This is a genomic window from Bacillus pinisoli, assembly GCF_023036475.1.
In the GTDB taxonomy this organism is placed as follows: Bacteria; Bacillota; Bacilli; order Bacillales; family SA4; genus Bacillus_BS; species Bacillus_BS pinisoli.
Genome location: NZ_JAJQKI010000007.1, coordinates 146,285 through 159,839, shown reverse-complemented (window position 1 = coordinate 159,839; position 13,555 = coordinate 146,285). Strand labels below are relative to the sequence as shown.

Annotated in this window: 13 protein-coding genes and 1 other annotated feature; of the genes, 12 read left to right on the top strand and 1 reads right to left on the bottom strand. The window is 35.6% G+C overall.

What is annotated here, in order from left to right:
- Positions 1–70: 70 nt before the first annotated feature.
- From LT143_RS12130 to LT143_RS20445, 3 genes are all read left to right on the top strand, one after another.
- Entirely contained in the window at positions 71–448 is a 378-nt protein-coding gene (locus LT143_RS12130; RefSeq protein WP_246943332.1) for a hypothetical protein, read from the top strand.
- Complete coding sequence (locus LT143_RS12125) at positions 438–926, top strand: endolytic transglycosylase MltG (protein WP_246943330.1); 489 nt, start codon at positions 438–440, stop codon at positions 924–926. The genes LT143_RS12130 and LT143_RS12125 overlap by 11 nt, the downstream gene beginning before the upstream one ends.
- A gap of 140 nt (positions 927–1,066) precedes the next feature.
- A complete protein-coding gene (locus tag LT143_RS20445) occupies positions 1,067–2,200 on the top strand; it encodes an SEC-C metal-binding domain-containing protein (RefSeq protein ID WP_272495778.1) in 1,134 nt (377 codons plus the stop codon).
- A 62-nt stretch (positions 2,201–2,262) separates the two neighbouring features.
- Here LT143_RS20445 and LT143_RS12115 read toward each other — a convergent pair whose 3' ends face one another.
- Positions 2,263–3,147, bottom strand: a complete 885-nt coding sequence (locus LT143_RS12115) for a LysM peptidoglycan-binding domain-containing protein (RefSeq protein WP_246943328.1) — start codon at positions 3,145–3,147, stop codon at positions 2,263–2,265.
- Between the two features lie 140 nt (positions 3,148–3,287).
- On the opposite strand from LT143_RS12115, the gene LT143_RS12110 reads away from it, so the two are divergent.
- From LT143_RS12110 to LT143_RS12070, 9 genes are all read left to right on the top strand, one after another.
- The gene (locus LT143_RS12110) at positions 3,288–3,650 is read left to right on the top strand and encodes a YhfM domain-containing protein (RefSeq protein ID WP_246943326.1); all 363 of its coding nucleotides are present in this window, start codon (positions 3,288–3,290) and stop codon (positions 3,648–3,650) included.
- A 75-nt stretch (positions 3,651–3,725) separates the two neighbouring features.
- Positions 3,726–3,945: a binding site (T-box leader), on the top strand.
- Positions 3,946–3,983: 38 nt separating this feature from the next.
- Complete coding sequence (argS, locus tag LT143_RS12105) at positions 3,984–5,669, top strand: arginine--tRNA ligase (protein ID WP_246943324.1); 1,686 nt, start codon at positions 3,984–3,986, stop codon at positions 5,667–5,669.
- A 240-nt stretch (positions 5,670–5,909) separates the two neighbouring features.
- A complete protein-coding gene (locus LT143_RS12100) occupies positions 5,910–6,179 on the top strand; it encodes a hypothetical protein (protein WP_246943322.1) in 270 nt (89 codons plus the stop codon).
- Between the two features lie 220 nt (positions 6,180–6,399).
- A complete protein-coding gene (locus LT143_RS12095) occupies positions 6,400–6,828 on the top strand; it encodes a ferritin-like domain-containing protein (protein WP_246943319.1) in 429 nt (142 codons plus the stop codon).
- Positions 6,829–7,183: 355 nt separating this feature from the next.
- Positions 7,184–8,281: a glutamate 5-kinase gene (proB, locus tag LT143_RS12090; protein ID WP_246943317.1), complete on the top strand. Its 1,098-nt coding sequence runs from the start codon at positions 7,184–7,186 to the stop codon at positions 8,279–8,281.
- Between the two features lies 1 nt (position 8,282).
- The gene (locus tag LT143_RS12085; RefSeq protein WP_246943315.1) at positions 8,283–9,527 is read left to right on the top strand and encodes a glutamate-5-semialdehyde dehydrogenase; all 1,245 of its coding nucleotides are present in this window, start codon (positions 8,283–8,285) and stop codon (positions 9,525–9,527) included.
- Positions 9,528–9,604: 77 nt separating this feature from the next.
- Entirely contained in the window at positions 9,605–10,201 is a 597-nt protein-coding gene (locus LT143_RS12080; protein WP_246943313.1) for a GNAT family N-acetyltransferase, read from the top strand.
- A 25-nt stretch (positions 10,202–10,226) separates the two neighbouring features.
- Positions 10,227–11,534, top strand: coding sequence for an amidohydrolase (locus LT143_RS12075; protein WP_246943311.1), 1,308 nt, complete (start codon positions 10,227–10,229; stop codon positions 11,532–11,534).
- Positions 11,535–11,708: 174 nt separating this feature from the next.
- The gene (locus tag LT143_RS12070) at positions 11,709–13,472 is read left to right on the top strand and encodes a M28 family peptidase (protein ID WP_246943309.1); all 1,764 of its coding nucleotides are present in this window, start codon (positions 11,709–11,711) and stop codon (positions 13,470–13,472) included.
- The last annotated feature ends 83 nt before the right edge of the window (positions 13,473–13,555 follow it).

Sequence of the window (13,555 nt, the reverse complement as noted above, 5' to 3'; positions counted from 1 at the left end):
TCTCTCTCTATTGTTTGTATAATAAGTACTTGTAGAAGATAGATTTAGATATTGATAGGAGGATTACGTCATGATGGAATGGGCGTTAGGTCTTTTATGTGGAAGTGCAGCGCTGTTACTGATCTTTTCTTATTTTCAAAATAAGCAACAGGCTAAAACTGATCAACAAAAACTCGATACCATGTATTTAGGAATGATGGAGGAAATTAATAAACTTCAAACTCAAATGAAGAAAATAGAAATAGATGGTGAGATTACAGCACAAGAAGTGGGAATTACAAAAGAAGAACGTCAATTATTACGTGAACTATTAGACTTATATAAACGTGGTTACTCTATGGAGAGTATTGCTTCCAAAAAGAATGTACAGGAACATCAAATTCAAGAATTATTAGCTCCTTACATAGCTTTAGGAAATGAAGGGAGTAAAGTAGTGAATGGGCACTAATACAAAAAGCAGCTTTGCAGCAGGTATATTAGTCGCGACCTTTATTTCTGGAGCGGTTTATTTCTTGGAACCTAGTAAAGCAGCAACTCTTCCAACACTTGAAGAGCCGTCTGTAGTGGAAATGAAAGAAACATTAGCATCAGAAGGATATGTGATTTACTCTCAAGAAGAATGGAAGGAACAGCTTGTTGCTATGGAAGAAGCTGCAATAGAAAAGGTATCGTTACAAAGTGAATCAACTAATGAATCAACCGAAAGTGAAGAGGCAGTTGTCTATAAAACTGTTATAAATATTGCATCAGGAATGACAAGTATTGATGTCGGTCGAGTACTAGTACAAGCAGAGATCTCTGACAGTGCTATGTCCTTTGTGCATGAAGTAGAGAAAAGAGGATTATCCAATAACCTACGCCCAGGCACTTATGAAATTAATAGTAATATGACGGTTGATGATGTTATTGCGCTCGTATTCAAATAGTTTATAAATGAGACATCCAATAGGGGTGTCTTTTTAAACTTTATGTAAGATGGTTCGTTATGTGCATTTACTTGTGTTTACTTTATAATAATTAGATAAGCCTTATGAAGTAATCCATGTAAGAGGAAAGGAATACTAAAATGACTTTTATTAATCAATTAGAGCCATATATAACAACTGAAGACTCGTTAATACAGGAAATCGTACTTCATGCAATTAATGATTATCCTTATACACCTGAAGAATGGACTTCACGGCTTCTTGCAAAAGCATTTCAACAACAAGAACTTAACCATACTATATTAATGAATATGACAAATCTCTCCATTAACGAAGAGTCCTTACATATTATTTTGGATCACCTTCCTAAAGTAGCGAAGAATGATGTTCACTTAGTGACAGCATTACTTGACAATCTCACACCACAACTTGCATTACGATATAAAAAGGAACTACAGCCTTACATAGATCATAAACTGTTTGAACTATATACGATAATACAAAGTGGTAATGAAGAAGAGATATATATAGAGTACGGTAAAACTATTACTAACTTATTAGAAAAAAAGCCTGATAAGAGGAATTTATTGTTACATGCGAAGATATTGGCAAAATGTATCGCTGATAACAAATGGATTTCTACGAGAGAAATCCATAAAATCTTTGAAGATTCATTGGAAGAAGGTTCGTTTTCATACGAAGGCATTTTTACCATTTATATGATTGGACTATTAAAACTTGAAGAATACATTCCACAACTCGTAGAATTACTGACAAGTGAAGATGATCTATTAGTTGAAGAAGTAACAAATGCTCTTATCTTATTTCAATCGGATGAAGTTTTAACAGCGCTTCTACCGTTTTTAACAAGTGAGGACTCTGTTATTTATGCAGTGTCTGTTGCAGCGAATATAAAATCAGACTTAGCAGTTAGCGTGCTGCAAGAAGCATATTGTCAAACAAAAGGTTTAGCTGAACTAGACCTTTTATTTGAAGCTCTCTGTCACCATTTTTCAGTTAAGGCTTTACCTACCATCGCTACTCACATGGACCAAGAAGAACACACAACTTTAGTTGAAGTGGAACAGCTTGCCTACAGCTATTATACGATCACCGGCGAAAGCCATCCTGATTTAAAGAGTTGGAAACATTATGCTTTACAACATGTTATTGATTTTAACCAGACTCCAATTCGCATTGAAACTAAAATAGGTAGAAATGATCCATGTCCGTGTGGAAGTGGTAAAAAATATAAGAAGTGTTGTGGAGCTTAATATTATGCTTCTAAATGTGATGAAACCTAAAAGAAAAACAGAGAGTGTGATACTCTCTGTTTCTATTTAGTCAGAGTTTTTAACATTCCATAAAAGGATGGACCAACACCTTCGGCAGCTTCTTTATTAGGAAGTGTCATTACGATTCTATATTTTTGACCTTTATTTTCTATTATGATGACATTTATACTTAACTTAGTATTTGAAGAGTGGAGATATAGCTTTGATCCGTCTGGCATTTGTTTGGTTGCATCTTTTAGGCTCATTTCATTTACTTTACCCACATGCTCAATTAATTTTTCAGAATCAATTTTAAGTTGCTCTAGTGAAGTTTTGTTATCTAACTTTTCTACTCTAAAAAAGAAGCTGTCATCATTATTAAAGAAGACAATATCTTTGTTAGGTTCTTCAGCTGCTGCTGTAAAACCTTTTAGCACATACATATAATAACCTAATGAACTTTTGAATAAAGTAGCTTCACGATATTCTTTTTCACCTTCAACCACGATCTCAATTTTTTTCGTTTTTGGAAGTTGGGTTACTTGTTCTGTCACTTTACCTTTTACCACTAATTTTTGACCAATCTTAATTTTGTCAGACTCCAATTTATTTAATTTCTTTAGAGTAGAAGTCGATGTTTTATATTTCTTTGCTATACTGTATAGTGTATCACCTTTCTTAACTTTGTACGTTTCAAGACTTTTACTTGTCACTAACTTCTGCCCTACATAAATTTTACTTGTTTTTAGGTTGTTTAATTTTTTTAAATCATTAACTGTCATATCATTACCTTTAGCTATTTTGTAAAGAGTGTCTCCTTTTTCCACTACTACTGTAGAATTTCCAACCTTTTGAAAAGCATTTGATTCCAATGGATTTACTACGAGAGATCCACCTAACATCACAACCGCCGTTGTTGACCAAAATAATTTTCCAATATTTTTCATTTTTATCTTCACCTCAGTAAGTTAGACGGAGCATTGTTCATTATGTTTCAATCTAGATAAAAATAATTTTTCACCTTGAAAAACAGACTTTTCACTTAGCGTATTCGTCACAGTAATAAAGATAAGGTATGGAGGTATATATGACATCATTAAGGACATTGGGAATATTATTTATTCTTATTTGTAGTGGTTGTTCGAGTGAAAGAATTGAAGAGGTTGTCGTTTACAAGATGAAAACTTCAACAATTAAAGAGGATCATTCGATTCAGGAATTTACCAATGAACTGATTATTCAAGAATTTATTCAAGCGTTTCGAATGGCTAATCAAGAACCAGGTATTGTTAATATGGCTGACCCTCACTATAGAGTTAAAATTGGAGAGGAGTCTTACTTTCTTTGGATTCATGAAGAACAAGGGACGATAATGAATTGGAATGATACAAATACCATATTTACACTTTCAGAGCGTTCAACTTTAACAATCAAAAAGCATTTAAATTAAATGTATACTAGAAAAATATGTTAATAATATCTTGCTTAATTGTAAAGAAGTGGATATAATAAATCCCAATATATGAAAATATCAAGGATAAAGAGAGTAGTTATTTGCGAAAGTAAAGCGAGTCAAGGATAGTGAGAGCTTGGCAGGTAGCATATAATGAACCGCACTTTTGAGATGCTTGTCTGAATGTAGTAGGGCCAGCCGGGGAACACCTCGTTACGAAGTAGAGTGGTTTTTACATTAGTAAAAACAAGTAGAGTGGTACCACGGTAGAATCATAACTTCCGTCTCTTTTTAGAGATGGAAGTTTTTTATTTTTATAGGAGGTAAATCATGAATCTTAGAAATGAACTTGTAGATGTCTTACATCATAATTTAAGTGGTGAATTTGATAAGGAAATAATAAACCGAATGATTGAAAAGCCCAAATTTGAGAATATGGGAGACTTGGCATTTCCATGCTTTGAGTTAGCGAAAGTATTACGTAAATCTCCTCAAAGTATTGCACTCGAATTATCAAAGCAACTTCAAAGTCCTTTATTCGAAAAGGCTGAGGCTATTAATGGCTACTTAAATGTTTTCTACAACAAAGATTATGTAACAACAATCGTCATTCAACAAATCCTAAACCAAAAAGGCCAATACGGATGTTCAAATCTCGGTGATCATAAAGTGATGACCATAGATTTCTCTTCTCCCAACATTGCAAAGCCATTTTCAATGGGCCATCTACGTTCTACTGTTATTGGTAACTCGTTAGCTTTAATTGCAGAAAAAGTAGGCTACCGTCCAATCAGAATAAATCATTTAGGTGACTGGGGTACCCAATTTGGTAAATTAATGGTTGCTTATAAATTATGGGGGAATCAAGAACTGTTAACGAAGCAGCCGATAAAACAGTTGTTAAACTTATATGTTAAGTTTCATGAGGAAGCAGAAAAAGACTGCAAATTAGAAAATTTAGCTCGAGAATGGTTCAAGAAACTTGAAGATGGCGATCAAGAGGCGATTCATTTATGGAAGTGGTTCCGTGATGAGTCACTAAAAGAATTCTCAAGAATATATGAACTTCTTGGAATAGAATTCGATAGTTATTGTGGAGAAGCTTTTTATAATAATAAGATGGACCACGTTGTTCAACTTCTTGAAGAACAGAAATTAATTGAGCAATCTGAAGGTGCTCAGGTTGTTAAACTTGAAGAAGATTTGCCACCATGTTTAATAAAAAAGAGCGATGGGACGACATTGTATGCTACACGCGATTTAGCGGCAGCTTTATATCGACAGGAAACTTACCAGTTCGCGAAGTCTTTATATGTTGTAGGAAACGAGCAGAATCTTCATTTTAAGCAAGTCTTTGCGGTCCTTGAGAAAATGGGTTACACGTGGACGGAAGGAATGATACACGTCCCATTTGGGATGATGTTGAAGGACGGGAAAAAGATGTCTACTCGAAAAGGGAAAGTTGTATTATTGGAAGAGGTTTTATATGATGCGATTTCATTAGCATTAGAAGAGATTAAAAAGAAAAATCCAGCACTACTTTTAAAAGATAAGGTTGCCCGAGAGGTAGGGGTAGGAGCTGTAATCTTCCATGACTTAAAAAATTTTCGCAAAAATGATATTGATTTTTCTTTAGAAGACATGTTGAAATTTGAAGGTGAAACAGGTCCATACGTTCAATATGCACATGCGAGAGCATCATCCCTGTTAAGAAAAGGAGAATACGAAGAAGAACATGGAGCAATATGTATAAAAGATAAAGAGGCCTGGAACATCATTATTCATCTACATTCATTTCCTGTAGTAGTCCAAAAATCTTATCAAGAATATGATCCTTCCCAAATAGCAAAATATCTAATAAACCTTTCAAAGTCATTTAACAAGTATTACTCATCCGTTAGAATCCTAGAAAATGATCATTTAAAACAACAGAGACTAACACTCGTATATACAATTAAGATTGTTCTAAATGAAGGTCTACGATTATTAGGAATACAAACACCTAATGAGATGTAATTACTTCCATATAAAAAATTATTAAATGAATAGGATTCAAATATTTCAGAAGTATTATTTGACACGTTCATGTCAAAGTAAAACATCCTTTACGGGGAGATTTACCAAAGTCATTCAATACAAAACACCCTATTACAAAAAATAAGAGCACTTTTTACTACGCTATTTTCCCAATACAGAAAAAAATCCCCATATATTACAATAAAAGGTAAAAGAGAATTGACAGGAGGAAATTAAGCTATGAAAACAATCTATCAGGCAGGATTTGGGATTTTACTATTGATACTAACTGTATTACTTTTCCTTAAAGGTGTCCAACTTTGGACGTTTGGTACGAACGTTGATGGTGGAGGTGTAGGAATATACTTTTTAGGCCTAGAGATTAATGATCATGTAAAAGAGGCAAGTATACCGAATTATGCACTAAGTTTTGCCGGTGCAGGTATTATTACTTTAACAGTTACAATATTTACTGTTTTAAAACTTTTTAAAAGAGTAAGTGTTAAATAACAATTTTGAAAAGACTATTGATGACTTGAAGAGAAGGTGGAGAGTACTGTAAATTTAACACGTACTTCTCTACCTTTTTTCTTATGTATTGACCTTCAGTGCTAGTTTCAGTTTAATTTTAAAGAGCCCAGCCTGAAGATACCACGACAATCTATAAGTAACATCCACCATACATAATTTAATGATCTAAGAGCGAGATTAAGGGAAAGGAGTGATAGATATGCCGGGAAAAGACGTCATTACTACCCTAAATGAGTTTCTCAAAGGGCAATATATGGGAATTCATGCTTATGAACATTATATCCAAAGGCTTGAAGATCCTGAAATAAAAAGAACCTTTCAACATATTCAACAAGAACATAAACAGCATGCATTACAAGTAGCAGAAAGGATTCAGAATCTTGGTGGTACATCCGTTGATAATGAAGGAATGTTTGGTTCTATTCAAGGGTATATTGGGAAGTTTATGATACCAACGGAACAGAATAAGATTATTGATAGTGCATTAAAAGGAGAAAGCTATTATGGTATTGAACTATCTGAAGAAATGGTAAAAGGAGATCTGGATCAAGAAAGTAAGCAGTTAATTGAAAGTATTCTAGATAAAGATCGAGAACACGTGAGTTTATTAGCAAGCTTAATCCACTAACGCTGATAAGTTCATAATACGTGAATCAGTTAGTCATTTAAATTTATATTGACAGCAACCTTAATTTGTCATAAAATTTGAAAAACTAAAACAAAAGAACGGTTAACGATGGACTAGTATGCGAAACTTGAAGTGTCAGAGAGCGAGGTTTAAGAGCTGAGAGACCTCGTCACGGACAGTCGCTGAACCTACCTTCAGAGTCTTATGTAAACATAGGCGGTCTTCCTGACGTTATCAGGGAAAAGCGGGATGTCATTTGACATTCAATTTAGGTGGTACCACGGAACTAGCCCTTTCGTCCTTATTATTAGGATGAAGGGCTAGTTTATTTTTTTGTTTGGAGGAGGCTAGTTAAATGAGGAAAAGACGTATTGTTGTAAAGATTGGAAGTAGTTCATTAACAAACGATAAGGCAGAGATCGATCAGGCAAAGCTACAGGATCATATTCATGCTATTGCAAAACTTAGAGAACAAGGAGATGAAGTATTACTTGTATCATCTGGCGCGGTAGCCGCAGGATTTAAGGAGTTAGGTTATCCTACTCGACCGACAACTCTAAAAGGGAAACAAGCTGCTGCAGCAGTGGGGCAAGGACTGCTCATTCAATCTTATAATGAACACCTTCGAAATTTTGGAATCCAGCCTGCACAAATACTGTTAACCCGAACTGACTTTACAAATAGAAACCGATATAAGAACGCATATGCTACGTTAACCGAGTTGTTAGAGAGAGGGATATTACCTATTATAAATGAAAATGATACGGTTTCGGTTGAAGAATTGACCTTTGGTGATAATGATATGCTTTCCTCCTTAGTTAGCGGGTTAGTACATGCTGACAAACTTATTATATTGACAGATATTAATGGTATCTATGATAAAAATCCTCGTCAAGATCCAACTGCTAATCGCTTTAACCGAATTGAAGAGATTCATGACGATATATTGCAAGTAGCAAATGGCACTGGTTCAAGTGTTGGAACTGGTGGAATGAGGTCTAAGTTATTAGCAGCAAAAGTTGCTTTATCATTAGGCATCCCCGTTTTTATTGGTAAAGGTATAGGGTCAGAAAAGCTAATAGATATTATGAACGGTCATGGAGATGGAACTTATATTGGAGGAAAACTATTACACACCCTAACTACAAGACGACAATGGATTTCGCTTCATTCATCGGTAGCAGGAAAAATTTATGTTGATCAAGGGGCAGAGGAAGCTCTTCTTTACAATGGAAAAAGCTTATTACCTGCAGGTGTTTATGAGGTACAAGGAGACTTTCACAAAGGAGATATAGTGGAAGTCTATAATTCTACTAGTTTGCTTGGAAAAGGTGAAGTTACCTGTTCCTCAGAAAATCTGAAGGAGTTAATAAGTAGACGAACTTACAGTAAAGTTAAAACCAATGAGATCATCCACAGGGACAAATGGGTAAAAATTAGGAAGGAGGAATAATATGACCGAAGTAAAAAGTAAGGGGAATAAGGCAAAACTAGCAAGCTATGAACTAGTAACGCTAACTACTGAAGATAAGAATAATGCTTTAAAATTAATGGCTGAACAACTTCTAATTGATCAAGATCATATTTTGAAAGAAAATGAAAAGGATGTGCAGAAAGGTGAAAACAATGGACTTTCTAAAGTAATTTTAGATCGTATCCTTTTAACGAGAACTAGAATTGAACAAATGGTCAATGGTATTCACTTACTTATTGAATTAGAAGACCCTATTGGAAAAACAATTGAAACCATTAAGAAAGATAATGGAATGGTTATTAAGAAGAATCGTGTGCCACTGGGAGTCATAGGTATGATTTATGAGGCAAGACCAAATGTTACGGTCGATGCGGCAACTCTTTCAATTAAAACTGGAAATGCGGTTATTTTAAGAGGAAGTTCTTCAGCTATACTTTCAAATATTGCGATTGTTCAATCCATTCATCAAGCCTTGAAATATAGTAAGATTCCAGTGGATTCAGTTCAGTTAATTGAAGATACTTCAAGAGAAACGGCAAAAGAACTCTTTCACCTCCATGAATATTTAGATGTCCTCATTCCTAGAGGAGGAAAACAACTCATAGATACTGTTGTTCGGGAAGCAAGTGTTCCAGTCATTGAGACCGGTGCTGGAAACTGCCATCTATATATAGATCAAACAGCAGAATTTGAAATGGCGCAAAAGATCGTACTAAATGGAAAAGTACAAAGACCATCTGTATGTAATTCGCTCGAAACAGTTCTTTTTCATAAAGACTGGTTCCAGAAATGGGGCAACGATTTACTTGATTCTCTTCATAAAGAAGGTGTTGAAATATATGGAGACGAAACAATTTGTATGAGTTATTCCAAAGCTCAACAAGCAACTGAACAGGATTGGTATACAGAGTATCTAAATCTGTCAATCAGTGCAAAAGTAGTGAATCATTTATCAGATGCGATAACACATATCAATCAATATGGAACAAAACATTCGGAGACTATCATCACTAACGATGAAAAACACGCAGCTATCTTTTTAAACTGTGTAGATGCTGCGGTTGTATATCATAATGCCTCTACCAGATTTACAGATGGGTTTGAATTTGGCTATGGAGCAGAAATTGGGATCAGCACGCAAAAACTCCACGCAAGAGGGCCAATGGGGTTAGAAGCATTAACATCTAGTAAGTATTTTGTATATGGATCAGGGCAGATTCGTTAGTTTATAACAATGTTTCTCTCATGCAAATACATGGTAAACTTAAAATAAATTACAATTAATTAGAAGAGGAGAACTCAATGAATATCCAGGATGTTACCTTAAAGGGAGAAAGAGTTAGTTTATCACCTTTAAGAGAAAAAGATTTGGATAAAGTATATAAGGCTGTTGACAGTACAGATATTTGGCGTCTATTACCAAATAAATTAGAGAGTATAGAGGACGTAACCCTACAAATCACCCAAGCTATAAAAGCTAAAGAGCAAGGACTCCAGCTCCCATTTGTCGTATTTGATCATGAATCTGAACAGATTGTAGGAATGACAAGACTTTTAAATATCTCTACTGAAAATAAACAAGCAGAAATTGGAGCAACATGGTATTCTAAGAAAGTTTGGCGAACAAGGGTGAATACAGAATGTAAATACCTCCTGCTCCGTCACTGCTTCGAAGAACTGAAATTAATCCGAGTACAGTTTAAGGTAGATACGAGAAACGAGCGCTCAAACAATGCAGTATTAAGGATTGGTGCGAAAAAAGAAGGAACCTTGCGCAAAGAAAAAATCCTATACGACGGATATGTTAGAGATACAAACGTCTATAGTATTCTAGAAGAAGAATGGCCAGAAGTGAAAGGACGACTTGAGTTATTGCTAATAAATGGAGATAAACAATAATTTTTTTACAAGGGGGATTAGTTCTATGAGTCATTCTATTAACGATTTCATCGAATCTATTGAAGATTCATTAATTACATTACGAAGAGAATTACATGAATGTCCAGAACTAGGCTTCACTGAATATGTGACAACTTACAAGATAGGTAGGGAACTAGAAAAATTGGGTTTTGACTTATCAATAGGAAAAGAATCAATGATCAGTCAGTCACGATTAGGTAAACCTTCAGAAGATGTTCTAGTAGCAAACGAAAATAGGGCGCGTGAAATGAATGTTCCAAATGATTGGTTAGAAAAGATGAAGAATGGAAATACAGGATTAGTTGCTCAACTAGATACTGGTATACCAGGGAAACACATTGCAATGCGGTTTGACATTGATGCTCTACCCATTTTTGAATCAAAAGAAGATGAACATTTTCCTTACCAAGAGGGATTCTATTCAAAGAGAGAGGGTGTCATGCATGCCTGTGGTCACGATGGCCATGCAGCAATCGGAATTGGAGTTGCTCATTTTTTACATAGGTATAAAGAAAATCTGAGTGGTCGGTTTACACTTTTATTTCAACCAGCTGAAGAAGGTGGTCGTGGCGCAAAACCAATGGTTGAAAAGGGTTGGTTAGATTCTGTTGATTATTTTCTAAGTGGTCATATTGGGATTCATTCATTACCTGTAGGTGAGATTGCTGCCACGACGACTAAGTTTCTAGCTAGCACGAAATACAATGTAGTGTATAAAGGAAAGTCGGCTCATGCAGGACTTGAACCAAACGAAGGCAGAAACGCTTTACTTGCCGCTGCAGCAGCAAGTCTTCATCTAAATGGAATTACTAGACACGCTGATGGAGCAACTCGAGTGAATGTTGGAAAGCTAGAAGCTGGCACCGGTCGAAATATCATTGCTGATTTTGCAAAGATGGAGATCGAAACTAGAGGTGAAACAACCGCCCTCAGTGACTATATGAGAGAGGAAGCACTTCGCATTTTGAAGGCAACTCCTATTCTATATGACGTAAAAGAAGAAATAGATATTGTCGGGTTTGCGCCAAGTGCTGAATGTGATTCTGAATGGGTTGATATTGTGCAGAAAGCATGTCATTCAAGTGAGCGGATTAAAAATGTATTACCGGTTTTACCTTTAGGGGCATCAGAAGACGTTACATTTATGATTGATCATGTTCAACAAAAAGGTGGGAGTGCTACATATCTTGTGTTTGCTTCACCTTTACCAGCTGGCCACCATCATCCTTGTTTCGATTTTGATGAGAAAGTAATTCCTACTGCTGTCGAAGCATTAGGTAGGATACTACTCAAACTAACGAAAAAACTTTAGTGATTTGTCGAAATTAGTCCGACGATTATAAAACTATAACAAATTGAAGAATGATAGAATTAAGGTATATAATACTTAACTACTCCAAAGGCTTTTAATCCTTTGGTTTTTTTATAACATAAATTTTTTAAAAATTCTAAATTTAGTAAACTAGGGTCGAGAGGAGAGCATCACATGTCAACTTTCATGAAGAATGAAATTGAAAACCTATTAGTAGATGAAGTCAGTCTGGAAATTCCAAGAGCTATACTTGAAAGATTCAGTACACTTATTCGTGAGTCTGGTAGTGAGGATGAAAAGATAGCAGCAAGTTTTTTAGCTAATTACTTAGAGACATGGGGCGTTCCTTACAAAATCCACAAGCCAGAATTATACTTATCTGTACCTAAAAAAGCATATTTGAGACTTAAAAGTCCTGTAGAAAAAGAGTTTCGAGTAAAAACTCCTTCCTTCTCCATTTCTACAGGAGACAAGGCCTTAAAGGGGGAGTTAGTTTATATCTCAACTGGATACGCTAAGGGGATTAATGATATTTTCGGTTCAAAAGTACAAGAAGACGTTGGTGACCTTACAGGTAAAATTGTGTTAACAGAAGGATTTCCAATGCCAGGTAAGGTTCAAGAATTTACACAGTTGGGTGTCAGCGCAATTATCTTCATCAGTCCTGGACAGAACATTCACGAAGGTATTTGTACACCGATTTGGGGAGCACCAGATCTAGACAACATGAATGACGAGCCAAAGATTCCTGTCTTGGCGATTAATAAACCTGATGGTGACGAGTTAAAGAGTTTAGCTGGTAGAGAAACCATTGAGATTGAATGTAACACGTATTTAGAAAAGGATTGGATGGAATGTCCTATTATTGACATATTTATTGAAGGTACAGAACAACCAGATAAGTATGTGTTACTACATGGACACTTAGATTCGTGGCATGAAGGTATTGGAGATAACGCTACTGGTGATGCAGCATTACTAGAAATGGCAAGAATCTTTTACAAACACAGAGATAAATTAAAAAGGAGTGTTCGTATTGCGGTATGGACAGGTCATTCAACCGGACGTTACGGTGGATCCACGTGGTTTGTCGATCAGTACGGCCTTGACCTTGAGAGAAATTGTGTGGCACAGGTAAACTGTGACTCCCCAGGATGTGTAGATGCAACGTCTTATGAATACATGATGTGGATGAGTGAAGTAGATCAATTCTGTAAAGATGTCATCCACGACACAGTGGGGTTACCTTCTAAAGGAACGAGACCTTTACGAGCTGGTGACTATTCATTTAATAATATAGGGATTACCTCGTTCTTCATGTTATCGTCGAGCATTCCAGAAGAGTTATTAAAACAAAAAGGTTATTACCCGGTAGGTGGTTGTGGCGCGAATATTGAATGGCATACTGAGGAAGATTTAATGCATGTTGCGGATCTATCAATTCTTGAAAAGGATATAAAAATCTACTTAACAGCCATCCTCCGTGCAGCAAACGCTACGATACATCCATATGATTTTGTAAAGACTGCTTTAGAGTTGGAGGACACCATTAAATCCTACCAAGAGCAGGCTGGTAATCACTTTGATTTTACGCCAGCGTTACGTGAGGTAGTATTATTACAAGAGGATTTAATTTCGTTTTATAGAAAAATTGTTGAGTTGAAAAACTTAGAATTAATTAATCCACAAGTTCAAAAGGCTAATACAATAATCGAAAAACTCGGGAGAATACTTATCACAATAAACTTTACAAGAAAGGGAAAGTTCCGTCATGATTCAGCATTAAATGTCCCTCCATTACCAGATATCGCACCGGCAACGAATTTCAAGCAATTGCAAGAAGGTTCACATGAATACAAAGTTCTTCAGACGCATTTAACACGTGGACAAAATCGTGTCGTTTGGGCCCTGCAGCAAGCAAGAGAATTACTAGAATAATTATATTAAAGTGTCAGTGAAGCACTGGCACTTTTAGTGTTTATATCATTCTCATTTTCCTACCCAAAACTGAATTATGGAAG

Coding starts and splice junctions, on each gene's coding strand:
- LT143_RS20445 (WP_272495778.1), top strand. CDS start 1,067: ATGACTTTTATTAATCAATTAGAGCCATATATAACAACTGAAGACTCG.
- LT143_RS12070 (WP_246943309.1), top strand. CDS start 11,709: ATGTCAACTTTCATGAAGAATGAAATTGAAAACCTATTAGTAGATGAA.
- proB (WP_246943317.1), top strand. CDS start 7,184: ATGAGGAAAAGACGTATTGTTGTAAAGATTGGAAGTAGTTCATTAACA.
- LT143_RS12075 (WP_246943311.1), top strand. CDS start 10,227: ATGAGTCATTCTATTAACGATTTCATCGAATCTATTGAAGATTCATTA.
- LT143_RS12110 (WP_246943326.1), top strand. CDS start 3,288: ATGACATCATTAAGGACATTGGGAATATTATTTATTCTTATTTGTAGT.
- LT143_RS12100 (WP_246943322.1), top strand. CDS start 5,910: ATGAAAACAATCTATCAGGCAGGATTTGGGATTTTACTATTGATACTA.
- argS (WP_246943324.1), top strand. CDS start 3,984: ATGAATCTTAGAAATGAACTTGTAGATGTCTTACATCATAATTTAAGT.
- LT143_RS12130 (WP_246943332.1), top strand. CDS start 71: ATGATGGAATGGGCGTTAGGTCTTTTATGTGGAAGTGCAGCGCTGTTA.
- LT143_RS12085 (WP_246943315.1), top strand. CDS start 8,283: ATGACCGAAGTAAAAAGTAAGGGGAATAAGGCAAAACTAGCAAGCTAT.
- LT143_RS12115 (WP_246943328.1), bottom strand. CDS start 3,147: ATGAAAAATATTGGAAAATTATTTTGGTCAACAACGGCGGTTGTGATG.
- LT143_RS12080 (WP_246943313.1), top strand. CDS start 9,605: ATGAATATCCAGGATGTTACCTTAAAGGGAGAAAGAGTTAGTTTATCA.
- LT143_RS12095 (WP_246943319.1), top strand. CDS start 6,400: ATGCCGGGAAAAGACGTCATTACTACCCTAAATGAGTTTCTCAAAGGG.
- LT143_RS12125 (WP_246943330.1), top strand. CDS start 438: ATGGGCACTAATACAAAAAGCAGCTTTGCAGCAGGTATATTAGTCGCG.